We start from the raw sequence: 16,093 nt of genomic DNA, 5'->3' as shown, positions 1-16,093 counted from the left end.
ACCTCAGTGGCGGGAGGATTATTGTGCAACCTACTATATTGGACATGTGTTGTGGCTCTCGGATGTTCTGGTTCGACCGCAACAATCCCAATGTCATTTTCTGCGATATCCGGCGCGAACGTCACATTTTATGTGATGGACGGGAATTGAATATTGCGCCGGATATTATCTGCGATTTTCGCGCCCTGCCATTTGCCAGTAATCAATTTCAACTGGTTGTATTCGACCCGCCTCACCTGGAACGAGCCGGAGAAAATGGCTGGCAGCGTAAAAAATACGGCGTATTGGATAAAACGACATGGAGAGAGGATTTAGCACAGGGATTTAAAGAGGCGTTCAGAGTACTACGGCCAGCAGGGATACTGATTTTTAAATGGAATGAAACTCAAATCAAAACTAGCGAGATATTAGCGCTGACATCTGAATCACCATTGTTTGGCCACCCATCAGGAAAACGTGCAAATACGCACTGGGTGGCATTTATGAAGGAGGACGCAGCATGTACACCCCATGGAATCCAAACCCTAGAGCAATTCGGCGGGTCAATGACCCGTCACCCATCCCCACTCAATGCCGCTATTGCTGCAATCACGTAAAAATAGCCCATCACAAAGAGGTGTTCGGGCGAATCCTGAATAACAGTCGCTGGCCGTGGTTTTACCTCTGCGCCTCATGTGAGGCACGTGTCGGTATGCACCCTGGCACCAATATTCCGTTAGGTACATTAGCTGACAGGCCAACACGGATAGCACGGGCGAACAGTAAATTATCATTTGAACGAATGCGGATGCAGCGGGACTGGGAACGCGCGGACGCGTATAGATGGTTAGCGCGGCGGTTGGGGATCAGTTTCAACAAATGTCATTTTGGTTGGTTTGACGCTGAAATGTGTGAGCGGGCGAAAAATATGTGTACGAGGTTTAAATGACAGCCTATTACAACGAGATAGACCCCTATGCAGCGCAATGGTTGAGGAATTTAATTGCAGCCGGCCATATAGCGCCGGGTGATGTTGACGAGCGTTCAATAGAGGATGTGAAACCGGATGACCTACGAAATTACACCCAGTGCCACTTTTTCGCCGAAATTGGGGTCTGGAGTTACGCCCTCAGAAATGCAGGATGGCCGGACGATAAACCTGTCTGGACAGGCAGCTGTCCGTGCCAGCCGTTCAGCGCGGCAGGCAGCGGCGGCGGGTTTACTGACGAGCGGCACTTATGGCCACATTTCCATTACCTCATCGAGCAATGCAGACCTCGCGTTGTATTTGGTGAACAGGTTGCGAGTAACGACGGACTCAATTGGTTCGACCTGGCACAAACTGACCTGGAAGGAACGGGTTACACCTCAGCAGCGGTTGATTTATGCGCTGCGGGCATCGGTGCCCCGCACATCAGGCAACGATTGTATTGGGTGGGCCACACCAACAACGAGATGTCACAAAGATGCCGGGGACATTCGGAACTCATTCATCAGGAACGACGGCAGAATTCGAAACGACACTCTCTATCGTCAGCTGTGGTTACACCTGTTTGGAATGAATGGCAGCCCAACCAGGGCGCAGATAAAAAAACTAGAATCATACCACCCAATTATGGCCAGGCAATTAATGGGATTACCAACCGAGTGGGACGACTGCGCGCCTACGGAAATGCCATCGTTGCGCCAGTCGCGGAATCATTCATAAGGGCGTATATGCAGGAGGTTTAAATGAAAAAACTAACAACAGCCAGTGAGTTATTAAAACACGATTTAGATACGTACACTGCACTGCATAGAAAATGGTGGAAAAACACCCGAAAAAAACCGCATCGGCAACGTCCCAAAAACCCGTTTAAAATAACGAAATATCGGCGAGACCGGGTATTGGGACAAATGGTAAAACGTGATTTGGCTGCGGGAGTACTGATTTTTAGAGGATAGAACATGACAGATTTCGGAGGCAGTAACACCCCCAAAGAATTTAAAGACCTCTGGCAAACGCCCCTCCCATTATTTACAGCACTCGATTTGGAATTCGGTTTTTATTTAGATGCAGCCGCCTCTGCTGATAATACCCTGTGCAGCCATTATCTCACGGAACGAGATAATGCACTGGAATGTGATTGGTTGAGTTATGGCAGCATTTGGTGTAATCCACCCTATTCCAAAATTACGCCGTGGGTAGAGAAAGCCGCCATCGAATGTCGAAAACTACAGCCTATCGTGATGTTAGTTCCCGCTGATACCTCAGTAGGTTGGTTTAAATTGGCAATGAAAACGGTTGATGAGGTCAGGTTAATAACAGGCGGGCGAATCTCATTTGTTAATGCAGTAACTCAAAAAACAGTAAATGGGAATAATAAAGGCAGCCTGTTGTTAATTTGGCGTCCGTTCACTAGCCCGCGCGGAATAATAACAACGGTTGACCGAGATTATTTAATTGGTATCGGCAATGAACAATTGAGGTAAATAGCATGAGCCTGAGAATAGATTTATTTGCAAACACCCATGACTAACGAATTCGAGAACGGACACAAACAGGTGGCGAGGGAGTGCCGCAATGGATTGAATTTCGTATGAGATTTAAATTGCATCTCAGGAGATTGTTTAAATTATACAGAGGATAATATCATGCAAATGCTAACTCTGGATGAGTGGGCGAACGATAGATACAGAAGTCGCCCGCCTAGATTGAGCACCCTTCAACGTTATGCTAGAAGTGGATATTTTTATCCTCCAGCACAAAAAGAAGGCGGCATTTGGAGGGTTAGAGAAGATGCGGAATTGGTTGGGTGTTTAGCTACACCAACTATCAATAAATCAGATAATCCTAAATTACAGAGGATCTTAAGTGATGGCTGCCAGACCCCGTAAAAATAATGTCAATATTCCGAACTTGTACCCACTATTTAGCCGAAAGGCTAATAAGGTGTATTGGCGCTATCGTCACCCAATCACAGGAAAATACCATTCTCTGGGGGATAATGAGCAAGAAGCAAAAGAAATCGCTATAGAGGCCAATAGTCGGCTGGCTGAGCAACGCAGCAGGCAGGTAATGGCGATTAGTGATAGGGTTGCAAAAGTAAATGGGAAGGAAATAACCGTCAACACTTGGCTGGATAAGTATTGGCAAATACAGGAAGAAAGGCTGAGTCTAGGGGATATAAAGCCCAATACTTTTAAACAGAAAAGAAAACCAGTGGAATTAATGAGGCAGGCTCTTGCTATGAAACCATTGCCCTCTGTTGATGCTCGCGACATTGCAAGCATTTTAGACGAATATAAAATCGCAGGACAGCCACGCATGGCACAGGTTGTTCGCTCAGTTCTGATAGATGTATTCAAAGAGGCGCAACATGCAGGAGAAGTCCCCCCTGGCTATAACCCTGCATTGGCAACTAAGCAACCTCGTAGAAAAATTACCCGCCAACGGCTGAAATTGGAAGAATGGAAACAGATATTCGAAATTGCAAACTCGCAGCATCGATATATGGGCAATGCCATGCTGTTGGCTATTGTGACTGGGCAACGATTAGGTGATATTTCAGAGATGAAATTTGCCGATATTTGGGATGATCACCTACATATTTCCCAAGAAAAAACAGGCGTCAAGTTAGCCATTCCGCTAGCATTGCGATGCAATGCCATTAATATTTCCCTCAGAGAGGTTGTTGCACAATGCCGTGATCGTGTCCTTAGCCCGTATTTAATTCATTATTTTCACACCACATCGCAATCTAGACGCGGAGAAAAAGTAACAGCAAATACATTAACAACAAACTTTAAGAAAGCGCGTGATAAAACAGACATTGATTGGGGGGACGGTACTCCGGCAACTTTCCATGAACAGCGTTCATTATCAGAACGACTATATCGCGAACAGGGTATAAACACTAAAGATTTATTGGGACACAAAACGCAACAGCAGACCGATAAGTATCATGATGACCGCGGTAAAGATTGGATAAAGATCGTCATTTAGATTGCTCAAATTTGACAGGTTTTGATAACTTGTTTTGATAATTTTTTGATAACCATTCCTTCCGTGATAATAAAAAACGGGAACCATTAAGCCCCCGTTATCTATTCATCGATGAAATCAATTACATGTGAGAGATGATAGCGTCACCAAACTCACTGCATTTCAGTAGCTTAGCATCATCCATCAGGCGTTCAAAATCATAAGTCACGGTCTTGGCTGCAATCGCTCCTTCCATTCCATTAACGATTAGGTCAGCGGCTTCAAACCATCCCATATGGCGCAGCATCATTTCAGCCGAAAGGATAACAGAACCCGGGTTGACTTTATCCTGACCTGCATACTTAGGCGCAGTACCGTGTGTTGCTTCAAACAGAGCACATTCATCACCAATGTTTGCACCAGGAGCAATACCGATACCACCAACCTGTGCAGCCAGCGCGTCAGAAATGTAATCACCATTGAGGTTCATACAAGCAATAACATCGTATTCTGCTGGACGCAACAAGATCTGTTGCAAGAACGCATCGGCAATGACATCTTTAATGACGATATCTTTGCCATTTTTAGGATTCTTGATCTTAACCCACGGCCCGCCATCCAACAGTTCTCCACCGAATTCAGTGCGAGCCAGTTCATAGCCCCAGTCTTTGAAAGCACCTTCAGTGAATTTCATGATATTGCCTTTATGAACCAGGGTGACGGATTCACGGTCATTATCAATAGCATATTCAATCGCGGCACGTACCAGACGTTTAGTCCCCTCTTCTGAGCAAGGTTTTATACCGATACCACACTGTTGAGGGAAACGGATCTTATTAACCCCCATTTCATCTTGCAGGAATTTAATCACCTTGTCCGCTTCCGCAGAACCCGCTTTCCACTCAATCCCGGCATAAATATCTTCCGCATTTTCACGGAAGATAACCATATCAGTCAGCTCTGGTTGCTTAACGGGGCTTGGCGTCCCCTGATAATAGCGTACTGGACGCAGGCAGACGTACAGATCCAATTGCTGACGCAGTGCTACGTTCAATGAACGAATACCACCACCGACAGGAGTTGTCAGAGGGCCTTTGATCGCAACGCGGTATTCACGGATCAAATTCAGTGTCTCATCTGGCAACCAGATGTCTTTGCCATAAACTTGTGTGGATTTTTCACCTGTGTAGATTTCCATCCAGGAAATTTTACGCTCTCCTCGATATGCTTTCTGAACCGCAGCATCAACAACTTGCAGCATGACCGGCGTCACATCAACACCGATGCCATCCCCTTCGATATAAGGGATTACAGGGTTATTCGGAACATTTAATTTACCTTTGGCATCAATCGTAATTTTTTTACCTTCCGCCGGAACAACTACTTTGCTTTCCATTAACCTCTCCTTTCAAATAAGCGCAGTGCCTTGTTAATTTTTTGTAAGGGACGTGTCAATACTACTTGAATATTCTGCAAACGCCAACGGTCACAGATTTCAGGTATAATACGCACCCTAATTTCTAGCGATGATTGATGATGACAAATATCTCTGTTAAAAAACACCAACTTAACCGATTCAGCCAAAGAAAAAATAATAAGCCGAGAAAAAAACAAACAGGTCCGCGACGGGTATTCATTTTTAACAAACCCTATGGGGTTCTACCCCAATTCACCGATGAAATGGGAAGAGAAACATTAAAAAATTTTATTCCATTTACGGATGTTTATGCCGCCGGTCGTCTGGATCGGGATAGTGAAGGGTTGTTGGTGCTGACCAACGACGGAAAATTGCAGGCTCAATTAACTCAACCTAATAAAAAAACAGCTAAAGTTTACTATGTTCAGGTCGAAGGCATCCCTGATGAAACTGCCCTGCATAAACTTCGTCACGGCGTTACCTTAAACGATGGCCCAACATTGCCAGCTGGCGCTGAATTAGTAGAGGAACCGGCATGGCTTTGGGAACGCATACCGCCTATACGGGAACGAAAAAACATTCCGGTCAGCTGGCTAAAAATCACGTTACATGAAGGCCGGAATCGGCAAGTCCGCAGAATGACCGCACATGTAGGTTATCCTACATTGCGTTTAATCCGTTTCAGTATGGGAACAATGCAATTAGGCTCATTACCTCCCGGAGAATGGAGAGAGATTAATTTTGTTTAGCCGATACTGCACTATTTTAGTTCACCCTTTGCTCAATAATCATCGCCAACAACCGGATAAAGCGAATCGGATAAAAAAGAGCACCATACGTTTGATGCACCTTGAGTGCCGACGTGCTAAAGTATCGCGTTTGTTTTTTTCCGCAGTGAGATATATCCATGTCAGATAACAGCCAGAAAAAAGTCATTGTCGGCATGTCCGGCGGTGTTGATTCGTCCGTCTCTGCTTACCTTCTGCAACAGCAGGGCTACCAGGTAGCTGGCCTGTTCATGAAAAACTGGGAAGAAGACGATAGTGAAGAGTACTGCTCGGCGGCCACCGATCTTGCCGATGCCCAGGCGGTTTGTGACAAACTGGGCATTGAATTGCATACCATCAATTTTGCCGCCGAATATTGGGATAATGTATTCGAACATTTTCTTGCTGAATACAAAGCAGGCAGAACCCCAAACCCGGATATTCTTTGCAATAAAGAAATCAAGTTCAAAGCATTTCTGGAGTTTGCCGCAGAAGATTTAGGTGCCGACTATATCGCAACCGGGCATTATGTCCGTCGTCAGGATGTGGACGGTATTAGCCAATTACTGCGTGGTCTGGATGGCAATAAAGATCAAAGTTATTTTCTATATACCTTAAGCCACCAGCAGGTTGCCAAAAGTCTGTTCCCCATCGGGGAACTGGAAAAACCTGAAGTCCGCCGCATTGCCGAAGAAATTGGTCTGGTCACAGCAAAGAAAAAAGACTCAACGGGGATTTGTTTTATTGGCGAGCGTAAGTTCCGCGATTTCCTTGGGCGTTATTTGCCTGCCCAACCCGGCCCGATTATGACCGTGGATGGGCAAACCATCGGCCAACATACTGGTTTGATGTACCATACCCTCGGTCAGCGCAAAGGATTGGGGATAGGGGGTACAAAAAATGGCAATGAAGAACCGTGGTATGTGGTCGAGAAAAATGTTGAAAACAACATATTAATCGTTGCCCAGGGGCATGAACATCCTCGTCTGATGTCTATCGGCCTGGTTGCACAGCAATTGCATTGGGTTGATCGTCAGCCGTTGAAAACAGCCATGCGCTGCGTTGTAAAAACCCGCTACCGCCAGCATGATATCCCCTGCACTGTCGTCCCGTTAGGCGAAGATAAAATTGAAGTTCGTTTTGATAGCCCCGTTGCCGCTGTCACCCCCGGCCAATCAGCCGTGTTCTATCAAGGTGAGGTCTGCCTCGGTGGTGGTGTGATCGAACAACGTATACAGGAGTAGTTGTGGCTAAAAATTATTACGACATTACACTGGCTCTGGCAGGTGCCTGCCAGGCTGGGCGTCTCGTACAAAAACTTGCCCATGAAGGTCAATGTGATACGGATGCTTTTGAGATCATGATCAACAGTGTCCTGAATATGAATCCAACCTCTACGCTGGATGTTTTCGGCAACAATGCCGGCAACCTGCGTATTGGCCTTGAAGCAATGTTGGGTATGTTCAACGGTTCACATAGCGGCGTTTCTGCCGATCTTACCCGATATATGTTAAGTCTGATGGCTTTAGAACGCCGTTTGAATAAGCATCCGTCAGCCGCCAATGAGCTGGCAAATCGTATAGGACAGCTAGAGCGTCAGCAAGCCTACTTTGAACCGATGTCAGAGGGGATGCTTAACGCTCTTGCAGGAATTTACGTTGATATTATCAGCCCGCTGGGGCCACGTATTCAAGTTACAGGGTCACCTGAAATATTACGTAATACGCTCATTCAGGCAAAAGTCAGATCAGTGTTACTGGCGGGGATTCGCAGTGCCGTTTTATGGCAGCAAGTGGGTGGAAGCCGTCTGCAAATCATGTTTTCCCGCCAGCGCCTGATTCGACAAGCTAAAGAAATTCTGGCGAACTGTTAGATAAACACGGTCCGCTACAAAACGGTTAAACCAACGTTGTTAAACATAAATTGTTAAATAAAATCCGGGAGTTGCTACCAATGGAATTATCCTCACTGACCGCTGTTTCTCCAATTGATGGCCGTTACGGCGATAAAGTCAGCGCACTGCGCACTATTTTTAGTGAGTTTGGCTTACTAAAATTTCGGGTGCAGGTCGAAGTACGTTGGCTGCAAAAACTGGCCGCGACAACAGAAATTAAAGAAGTTCCTGCTTTTGACGCGGACGCAAACGCTTACCTTGATGAAATTATTGCGAATTTCAATGAACAGGATGCACTGCGTATCAAAGAAATTGAACGCACAACCAATCATGATGTTAAGGCTGTTGAATATTTTCTGAAAGAAAAAGTGGCGCATATTCCTGCCCTGCATCAGGTTGCCGAATTTATTCACTTTGCCTGCACATCAGAAGATATCAATAACCTGTCACATGCATTGATGCTGAAAACAGCCCGTGAAGATGTTTTGCTCCCTCAATGGCGTCAACTGATTGATACCATTACACGCATGGCACATGACTATCGCGACCTGCCTCTGCTGTCGCGTACCCATGGTCAACCCGCCACACCGTCCACTGTCGGCAAAGAATTTGCTAACGTGGCTTATCGGATGGAACGTCAATTCCGTCAACTCGGACAAATGGAAATTTTAGGTAAGATCAATGGTGCCGTTGGTAACTACAATGCGCACTTGTCAGCCTATCCACACATTGACTGGCACCAATTCAGTGAATCCTTTGTGACCTCTCTAGGTATTCAATGGAATCCATACACCACTCAGATTGAACCTCATGATTACATCGCAGAACTGTTTGATTGTGTCGCTCGTTTCAATACTATCCTAATCGATTTTGATCGCGATATTTGGGGCTATATCGCCTTAAACCACTTCAAACAGAAAACCATTGCGGGCGAAATTGGTTCTTCCACGATGCCGCATAAAGTCAATCCGATTGATTTTGAAAACTCAGAAGGAAATCTGGGTCTGGCAAATGCCGTTCTTGGGCATCTTGCCAGCAAACTGCCTGTTTCTCGCTGGCAGCGTGACCTGACAGATTCTACGGTACTGCGTAATCTGGGCGTCGGCCTGGGGTATGCACTGATTGCTTATCAATCCACAATGAAAGGCTTGAGTAAACTGGAAATCAATCAGCCGCATTTACTGGATGAACTGGATAACAACTGGGAAGTATTAGCAGAGCCTATTCAAACCGTTATGCGCCGTTATCGCATTGAAAAACCCTATGAAAAACTGAAAGAATTGACACGAGGTAAACGGGTTGATGCCGAAGGTATGAAAGCGTTTATTGATGGTCTTGAGCTGCCTGAAGCGGAAAAAGAACGCCTTAAATCAATGACACCCGCAAACTACATTGGGTATGCTACAGAACTGGTTGACCAGTTAAAATAATTTGCTGTTTATTAACGTCGATGGGCGGGCTTCATCCCCGCCCATCATATATTTTCCTGCCCAATATGCGTCATCTCTTAACTCCATGCCTCTCATTAAACGACGACCAAGTTGATTTTTTGCTGTAAAACAAAAAAATCGATAGAAAAGCATTTAATAAAGAAAAAAATCGCTAACATATCCGGGATACCGCTCTCATATTTCAAATTGTCGTGTTGATTAGCTATATTTATGCTGTCTAATGACATAGTTAACAATATAACATCTATAAACAGAGAGTTACCCTTATTTTTAGCACTTTATTTCTTTTTCCACTGCGCCGAAAATCGGCACTTACTGAACAGTTAAACTTATATAAAAGATAAATGAAATATGAATTTGTTTTTATCAACTATTTGTTTTTAATGCCTATAGAATTAATGTATCAGCACAAATATAAATCATCACTATAATTAGCTTTATATGAGGATATACCCATGTACTTCAAGATGCATTTATCCCCTCGCACAACGAGGAGGAATAAGGCACACGTTCATTCTCACAATGTGAGCCAACGTTTATTGGGTATATATGTTTTATTTGTTCTTATCGAAATAATTAATGACTTATCTAGATATTAATTTTATTTGATAAACCTTACTGGCTAGTATTTAAGGAGTTATTATGCGGGTACTGATCATTGAAGATAGAGAAACATATCTCCATCACCTTGTTACACAACTGGGCAATATGGGATATACAGTTGATGGCGTCACCAATACCAAAAAAGCTGATCTTTATCTTAAAGACTATCCTCCTGACGTTGTTGTCCTTGATCTGGCACTTCCGGGTGAAGACGGACTGAGTATGATACAACGTTGGCGTAATAAGAAAATTAATATACCTATTCTTGTCGTCACTGTGAGTGATAGCTGGCAAAAGAAAGTCACCGTGCTAAATGCCGGGGCAGATGATTATGTGGTTAAAGAGTGTAATCCGGCGGAACTTCATGCCCGCATACAGGCTTTGCTACGACGCCAGAGCGGATTTGCATCGCAGATCATTGAGATTGCTCCCTTTTTAATTAACATCACGAAAAAAGAATTTTCTATTAATAGTCATATTGTTAAGTTGACGAGTTTTGAATTCACAATTATGGAAACCTTAATGCGCAATAATGGCAAGGTTGTCAGTAAGAAATTGTTAATACGGGAATTATATAAAAATAAACCCCCCAAAGATCACACCATTGATGTCGTGATGGGGCGGTTGAGGAAAAAAATATTGAATGAATGGCCTGAAGAAGTCATTGTTACTATTCGTAGCCAGGGGTATCTCCTCAATGTGAAATCCCATGATGCTTAACTTCTCTAAAAAATATCTTTCGCTAAGATATCGGTTTCTTCTGGCAACGGCCGCGGTTATTCTGGCATTAACGTTCTCATATGGCCTGGTGGCTATTGTTGGATATTTAGTGAGTTTTGATAAAACAAGCTATTACATACTCCGTAGCCAAAGTAATTTATTTCATTCGCTGGCAAAATGGGAAAACAGTGAACTGTCTATTATTGTTCCCAAAAGCTATACCATAAATTGCAGATCATTAGCCCTTATCTATGATAATAAGGGCAATCTGCTTTGGCGCGAAAATAGGGGTTCCGAAATCGAAAATGCCATTAACCCTAATTGGTTGAAAAAAAATGGCTTCCACACCATCGAGCTGAAAAATAATGATAATGTTAATAATAAAGATAACTGTTTGTATAAAACAAAAAATGATAAATATGATAAAAATAACAAAAATACATTATTAACCTATTCAGTGGCCGTCAATATTTATCCGGCAACGAACAAACTGCCTGAAATGGTGATTGTTATTATTGATACCGTTCCACAAGATAGACAAGAATCTGCAAAAGTATGGAAGTGGTTTGGCTATGTTTTAATTGCTAATTTACTTTTGGTGATTCCCTTCATCTTATTCGCTGCTAACTGGAGCCTTAAGCCCATCAATTTATTAACTAAACAGATCAATGAGCTAGAAAATGGCGAAAGGGAAAAACTGGATGAAAACCCGCCCGCTGAACTAAGCGCGCTGGTCATCAATTTAAACAAATTACTGTCCAATGAACGCAAACGTCATGCAAAATATCAAACCACACTCGCCGATTTGACTCACAGCCTGAAAACGCCTTTAGCCGTGCTGCAATCGACGCTACGTTCTCTACATCCCCCGCAAAACCTGCCCCTTGAACAAACAGAACCCATGATGCTTGAGCAAATCCAGCAAATATCGCAACAAATTAAATACTCTCTGCACAGAGCCAATATCCGCAGTGACGATAGTTTTCTCTTAAAGCAGCGTGTTCCGGTCTCAACCTTGCTGAATAAACTCATCACTGCGCTAACAAAGGTTTACCAGCATAAAGGTGTTGTCATTACATTCGAATCTCCCTCCGAGGTGACATGGCTTGGAAAAGAACATGAATTTTATGAAGTGATGGGCAACATTCTGGAAAATGCATGTAAGTATTGCCGGACACGTGTCAACGTCACTCTCATGACAGGAGAAAACGCACTCATTATTGTTGTTGATGATGATGGGTTAGGTGTTCCCCCTGACAAACGCGAAATGATTTTTCAGCGGGGCTTGCGAGTAGATACCTTGCAACCAGGTCAGGGGCTAGGCTTGTCGATAGCTTCTGAAATTGTTGAACAATACCAAGGCAGCATAAATATTGAGGATAGCCCGCTGGGTGGCGCGAGAGTGCAAGTCATCTTTCGGCTACAAAACAACAATCACCTGAAAGATTAAGTCGTTTTGTTGCCATTTCAGCGAAAGCGCTATAAGATTAAAACTCACTATTTCATCATGTTGAAAGCAATATATCCTCCAACTTTCTCATCGTCGTCATGGTTCATGACTCCGAAACGTTAATTTGAGTTAGCTGGAATGATTGCCACTTTCGGACGCCATATGCATACCCGTCATTATGTCTTGTTAATCGATGTCATTGACGGATGAAAATGATATAAAGAGATAAAATAAAGCGATTATTATCGTAATGTTTTTATCATGGACGTTGTTAATGATGATAATAGTAGTCAGTAAAAAAATAATGGAAGAGTCTCAAAAAATATTTAAAAATAAATTATTCTGACTGGTGATTATTTTATTGATTTACATTAGCCTTTTAAAGACTCATTTATAATTGTAACATGATATAACTAAACAAAGAGGATGATGAATGAAAGCAGTAATTTTTGACATGGATGGTGTGCTAATAGACTCTGAGCCATTATGGAAAAAAGCAGGTATGCAAATTTTAAATCATTATGGTGTTCCAGTCACCTATGATGAAATGCTAAGTATGATAGGTGTACCAGTACCTGGGATGGTCGATAAAGCGTGTAGGCTTTATCATAAAAATGATTTAGATAAATCTAAAATTGAAAAGGATTTTTTCAAAAAAGGAATTGAATTAATCCTGACAGAAAACCCACTGATGGATGGTGTGGTAGAATGTTTAAATCTATTAGTGGTGAAAAATATTAAAATTGGCATTGCCTCTGCTTCACCACGATCATTAATATTAAAAATCATTGAGAAATGTGGTATCGATCATTATTTTGAATATATATCTTCAGCGGATGATATGCCATATAATAAACCACACCCATTGGTTTATCTTAATGCCGCCGAAAAAATGAATGTATTACCTGAGGAGTGTATCGGAATAGAAGATTCCAAAACTGGCATGATCGCAGTTAAAGCAGCTTCAATGAAATGTGTCGTGATACCAAATAATAGTGAATATGATGACTCATATTGGGATTTAGCGGATTGGAAGATAAAAAAGCTATGGGAATTAGGAACAATAATTTAATGGATTCCTAGTAAAAATCCGCCTTCATAGAAGGCGGCATTGATTTCACCCCTAAGGGGCGTACTAACATTTCTAACAACAAGCCTCTACCACGTCGATGACTTTATCTTGACGCCCTGTTCGGTACGGCACGTTTTGCGTATGACAAGGCGCTCCACCTCAAAATATTCCAACCAAATCTGATATCGTCACTGACTATTCGTTTATAATAGCGGGAAACTCACCTCTCACTTCAGGATGTCACCATGGATTATCAGCTAAATCTGGACTGGCAGGCGTTTTTGCAAAACCATTGGCAAAAACGACCATTGCTGATTAAACAGGGTTTCCATCAGTTTATTGATCCCGTTTCCCCCGATGAACTGGCGGGATTGGCGATGGAAAATGAAATCGATAGCCGTTTGGTCAGTCAGAAAAATGGGCGTTGGGAGGTTTCCCACGGGCCATTTGAAACCTACGACCATTTAGGCGGAAAAGACTGGTCTTTACTTGTACAAGCCGTTGACCACTGGCATCTTCCCTCTGCTGCTCTCATGAAGCCATTCCGCGTGTTGTCTGACTGGCGCATGGATGACTTGATGATCTCGTTCTCAGTACCCGGCGGCGGTGTTGGCCCCCACCTTGACCAATATGATGTTTTTATCATTCAGGGTAAAGGCCGTAGACACTGGCGTGTCGGCGAAAAAATACCCATGAAACAACATTGCCCGCATCCTGATTTATTACAGGTTGAACCCTTTGAGGCCATTATTGATGAAGAAATGCTGCCGGGCGATATACTCTATATTCCACCCGGTTTTCCACATGAAGGTTATGCGATTGAGGATTCACTGAACTATTCCGTGGGTTTCCGGGCGCCCAACGCGCGTGAATTGTTCAGTGGTTTTGCTGATTATATTCTGGCAAACGAACTCGGTAGCTATCGCTACAGCGATCCTGAACTGACATTCCGTGATAACCCTGCGCAGATCCAGACAAACGAGCTGGAGACGCTGCGTTCAATGATGCGCGATCTACTGGAACAACCCGAGACTTTCCAACATTGGTTTGGTGAATTTATCTCTCAATCCCGTCATGAGTTGGATCTGGCGCCACCTGAACCGCCTTACGAGAGCGATGAGATTTATGATTTACTAAAACAAGGTGAAGAGTTAAATCGCTTAAGCGGACTGCGGGTATTACGTGTTGGCGACCACTATTTTGTCAATGGCGAATTGATGGATACTGCGCATAGAGATGCCGCCGATGCGCTTTGCCAATACAGCAAAATCAATGCTGAACGGCTGGGTGATGCAATCGACGATGTTCGGTTTATCAGCCTGCTTACCGCGTTGATCAATAGCGGTTATTGGTATTTTAATGATTAATCTGAACAAAGGGGCACAGTGCTAACCCCAAAAGGTTAGATACAGATAATGCCCCCATCATGGATTGAGTTCTGTCCCCGACCGGACTCAATCCATACCTCCTTAACCCTGTGAGTCATGGTCATCCTTTCCGTCATAACAATCATGTCCGTAACTGACCGTCAGTTCAGCAATCCGCATAATCACATCGACCGCCTGCTCCATGCCTTCCAATGAGATAAACTCGTGCTTACTGTGGTAATTATAACCCCCGGTGAAAATATTCGGGCAAGGCAGGCCACGATAAGATAACTGAGCACCATCCGTGCTACCACGAATTGGCTGGATGACAGGCTCAAGATGACAATCCTGTATCGCTTGTTTGGCAATCGCAATCACATGGGGATATTTCCGCACTTCAGGAGACATATTGTAATAAGTGTCATCAATAGCAACCTCAATGTAACATTCCGAAGGCAACCCCTTTCCGACCTTTTCCGCAATGGCAAGGAGATTTTTTTTGCGTTTTTCGAAATGAACGGGATCAAAGTCCTGGATGATATAGTGCATCTCGGCACGTTCAACATGCCCTTTCATACTTTGCAAATGATAAAAACCGTCATGACCTTCCGTCTGCTCAGGGGTTTCTCCGGGAGGCAGTGCGTGATGAATTTTCATTGCTATTGTCAATGCATTGACCATGATGCCCTTAGCGCTGCCCGGATGAACGCTGTTCCCCCCAATTTTGATGGTGGCGGCTGCCGTATTGAAATTTTCAAGTTCCAGGTTGCCTACACCGCCCCCATCCACGGTATAAGCCCATTCGACACCAAACGCCTCGATATCAAAAAAGTGCACGCCCCGGCCACTGTTTTTATCGGGCGTAAATGCCACCCGAATATCACCATGTGGGATATTTTTCTGTTTCAAACGCACCATGGCGGTCATAATTTCAGCGATCCCGGCTTTATCATCTGCACCTAACAAAGTTTTTCCATCCGTCGTAATTAAGGTTTTTCCTAATAAACGATGTAATACCGGGAATCTGACGGGTGACAAAACGTCATCTCCCACCCCTAATGCAATATCACCACCACGGTAGTTTTCCACAATTTGAGGATTAACCCGCTTACCCGGAAAATCCGGTGAAGTATCGAGGTGTGCAATAAAACCAATGACCGGAACCAGCGTGGCGACATTGGATGGCAAGGTTGCCATCACACATCCCCGCTCATTGAGCGTCACATCGCTAAAACCAAGTTGGATCAGTTCTTCATATAATGCTTTGGCGAGATCCCATTGACCTTCACTACTGGGAATAGTCTTAGTGGATGGTTTTGATTGGGTATTGAATGCAATATATTTTAAAAAACGCGTTAATAATCTATTCATCTTCTCCCCCTAAATAATATGAATAGATTATGAAGAAG

Annotated in this window: 16 protein-coding genes and 1 pseudogene; 15 read left to right on the top strand and 2 right to left on the bottom strand. The window is 43.7% G+C overall.

The window, feature by feature from the left end; all coding sequences use genetic code 11:
- Window positions 1-44 precede the first annotated feature (44 nt).
- The 7 genes and pseudogenes from XPG1_RS06165 to XPG1_RS06140 form a co-directional block, all read left to right on the top strand.
- Window positions 45-491: pseudogene (locus XPG1_RS06165) on the top strand (SAM-dependent methyltransferase); the annotation flags it as partial.
- An 8-nt stretch (window positions 492-499) separates the two neighbouring features.
- Window positions 500-928 (top strand): zinc-finger-containing protein, encoded by a 429-nt coding sequence (locus XPG1_RS06160; RefSeq protein WP_045958292.1) that lies wholly within the window; start codon window positions 500-502, stop codon window positions 926-928.
- Window positions 925-1,710: a DNA cytosine methyltransferase gene (locus XPG1_RS06155; protein WP_045958291.1), complete on the top strand. Its 786-nt coding sequence runs from the start codon at window positions 925-927 to the stop codon at window positions 1,708-1,710. The genes XPG1_RS06160 and XPG1_RS06155 overlap by 4 nt, the downstream gene beginning before the upstream one ends.
- Window positions 1,711-1,923 (top strand): DUF7301 family protein, encoded by a 213-nt coding sequence (locus tag XPG1_RS06150; protein WP_045958290.1) that lies wholly within the window; start codon window positions 1,711-1,713, stop codon window positions 1,921-1,923.
- Between the two features lie 3 nt (window positions 1,924-1,926).
- Window positions 1,927-2,451 (top strand): phage N-6-adenine-methyltransferase, encoded by a 525-nt coding sequence (locus tag XPG1_RS06145; RefSeq protein ID WP_045958289.1) that lies wholly within the window; start codon window positions 1,927-1,929, stop codon window positions 2,449-2,451.
- Between the two features lie 159 nt (window positions 2,452-2,610).
- Window positions 2,611-2,856, top strand: coding sequence for an excisionase (locus tag XPG1_RS17455; protein ID WP_071825337.1), 246 nt, complete (start codon window positions 2,611-2,613; stop codon window positions 2,854-2,856).
- On the top strand, window positions 2,837-3,964 hold the full coding sequence (locus tag XPG1_RS06140) for a site-specific integrase (RefSeq protein WP_045958288.1): 1,128 nt from the start codon (window positions 2,837-2,839) through the stop codon (window positions 3,962-3,964). Before XPG1_RS17455 ends, XPG1_RS06140 begins: the two co-directional genes overlap by 20 nt.
- A gap of 121 nt (window positions 3,965-4,085) precedes the next feature.
- Here the strand turns inward: XPG1_RS06140 and icd are convergent, their stop codons facing one another.
- Window positions 4,086-5,339: an NADP-dependent isocitrate dehydrogenase gene (gene icd, locus XPG1_RS06135; protein WP_045958287.1), complete on the bottom strand. Its 1,254-nt coding sequence runs from the start codon at window positions 5,337-5,339 to the stop codon at window positions 4,086-4,088.
- A gap of 140 nt (window positions 5,340-5,479) precedes the next feature.
- Between icd and rluE the strand changes: the two genes are divergently transcribed.
- The 8 genes from rluE to XPG1_RS06095 all read left to right on the top strand — a co-directional run bounded on the left by rluE (window position 5,480) and on the right by XPG1_RS06095 (window position 14,684).
- Complete coding sequence (rluE, locus tag XPG1_RS06130; RefSeq protein WP_045960531.1) at window positions 5,480-6,109, top strand: 23S rRNA pseudouridine(2457) synthase RluE; 630 nt, start codon at window positions 5,480-5,482, stop codon at window positions 6,107-6,109.
- 158 nt (window positions 6,110-6,267) lie between these two features.
- The gene (gene mnmA / locus XPG1_RS06125) at window positions 6,268-7,371 is read left to right on the top strand and encodes a tRNA 2-thiouridine(34) synthase MnmA (protein ID WP_045958286.1); all 1,104 of its coding nucleotides are present in this window, start codon (window positions 6,268-6,270) and stop codon (window positions 7,369-7,371) included.
- 2 nt (window positions 7,372-7,373) lie between these two features.
- Complete coding sequence (hflD, locus tag XPG1_RS06120; RefSeq protein ID WP_045958285.1) at window positions 7,374-8,000, top strand: high frequency lysogenization protein HflD; 627 nt, start codon at window positions 7,374-7,376, stop codon at window positions 7,998-8,000.
- Window positions 8,001-8,080: 80 nt separating this feature from the next.
- On the top strand, window positions 8,081-9,451 hold the full coding sequence (purB, locus tag XPG1_RS06115; RefSeq protein WP_045958284.1) for an adenylosuccinate lyase: 1,371 nt from the start codon (window positions 8,081-8,083) through the stop codon (window positions 9,449-9,451).
- Window positions 9,452-10,114: 663 nt separating this feature from the next.
- Window positions 10,115-10,795, top strand: coding sequence for a response regulator (locus tag XPG1_RS06110; RefSeq protein ID WP_045958283.1), 681 nt, complete (start codon window positions 10,115-10,117; stop codon window positions 10,793-10,795).
- A complete protein-coding gene (phoQ, locus tag XPG1_RS06105; protein WP_269450585.1) occupies window positions 10,785-12,245 on the top strand; it encodes a two-component system sensor histidine kinase PhoQ in 1,461 nt (486 codons plus the stop codon). The genes XPG1_RS06110 and phoQ overlap by 11 nt, the downstream gene beginning before the upstream one ends.
- A 433-nt stretch (window positions 12,246-12,678) precedes the next feature.
- Window positions 12,679-13,317, top strand: coding sequence for a hexitol phosphatase HxpB (gene hxpB, locus XPG1_RS06100; RefSeq protein ID WP_045958282.1), 639 nt, complete (start codon window positions 12,679-12,681; stop codon window positions 13,315-13,317).
- A gap of 245 nt (window positions 13,318-13,562) precedes the next feature.
- A complete protein-coding gene (locus XPG1_RS06095; RefSeq protein ID WP_045958281.1) occupies window positions 13,563-14,684 on the top strand; it encodes a ribosomal protein uL16 3-hydroxylase in 1,122 nt (373 codons plus the stop codon).
- Between the two features lie 102 nt (window positions 14,685-14,786).
- On the opposite strand, the gene pepT is transcribed toward XPG1_RS06095, so the two are convergent.
- Entirely contained in the window at window positions 14,787-16,055 is a 1,269-nt protein-coding gene (gene pepT / locus XPG1_RS06090; RefSeq protein WP_045958280.1) for a peptidase T, read from the bottom strand.
- Window positions 16,056-16,093: the final 38 nt, after the last annotated feature.

The sequence above is a fragment of the Xenorhabdus poinarii G6 genome, assembly GCF_000968175.1.
GTDB lineage: Bacteria > Pseudomonadota > Gammaproteobacteria > Enterobacterales > Enterobacteriaceae > Xenorhabdus > Xenorhabdus poinarii.
Note: the sequence above shows the minus strand (reverse complement) of the source record. Positions and strands in the feature narration are given on the sequence as shown.

Excerpts from the sequence above, each read along its gene's own strand:
- XPG1_RS06160 (WP_045958292.1), top strand. The coding sequence starts at position 500 with ATGTACACCCCATGGAATCCAAACCCTAGAGCAATTCGGCGGGTCAAT.
- XPG1_RS06155 (WP_045958291.1), top strand. The coding sequence starts at position 925 with ATGACAGCCTATTACAACGAGATAGACCCCTATGCAGCGCAATGGTTG.
- XPG1_RS06150 (WP_045958290.1), top strand. The coding sequence starts at position 1,711 with ATGAAAAAACTAACAACAGCCAGTGAGTTATTAAAACACGATTTAGAT.
- XPG1_RS06145 (WP_045958289.1), top strand. The coding sequence starts at position 1,927 with ATGACAGATTTCGGAGGCAGTAACACCCCCAAAGAATTTAAAGACCTC.
- XPG1_RS06140 (WP_045958288.1), top strand. The coding sequence starts at position 2,837 with ATGGCTGCCAGACCCCGTAAAAATAATGTCAATATTCCGAACTTGTAC.
- icd (WP_045958287.1), bottom strand. The coding sequence starts at position 5,339 with ATGGAAAGCAAAGTAGTTGTTCCGGCGGAAGGTAAAAAAATTACGATT.
- rluE (WP_045960531.1), top strand. The coding sequence starts at position 5,480 with ATGACAAATATCTCTGTTAAAAAACACCAACTTAACCGATTCAGCCAA.
- mnmA (WP_045958286.1), top strand. The coding sequence starts at position 6,268 with ATGTCAGATAACAGCCAGAAAAAAGTCATTGTCGGCATGTCCGGCGGT.
- purB (WP_045958284.1), top strand. The coding sequence starts at position 8,081 with ATGGAATTATCCTCACTGACCGCTGTTTCTCCAATTGATGGCCGTTAC.
- XPG1_RS06110 (WP_045958283.1), top strand. The coding sequence starts at position 10,115 with ATGCGGGTACTGATCATTGAAGATAGAGAAACATATCTCCATCACCTT.
- phoQ (WP_269450585.1), top strand. The coding sequence starts at position 10,785 with ATGATGCTTAACTTCTCTAAAAAATATCTTTCGCTAAGATATCGGTTT.
- hxpB (WP_045958282.1), top strand. The coding sequence starts at position 12,679 with ATGAAAGCAGTAATTTTTGACATGGATGGTGTGCTAATAGACTCTGAG.
- XPG1_RS06095 (WP_045958281.1), top strand. The coding sequence starts at position 13,563 with ATGGATTATCAGCTAAATCTGGACTGGCAGGCGTTTTTGCAAAACCAT.
- pepT (WP_045958280.1), bottom strand. The coding sequence starts at position 16,055 with ATGAATAGATTATTAACGCGTTTTTTAAAATATATTGCATTCAATACC.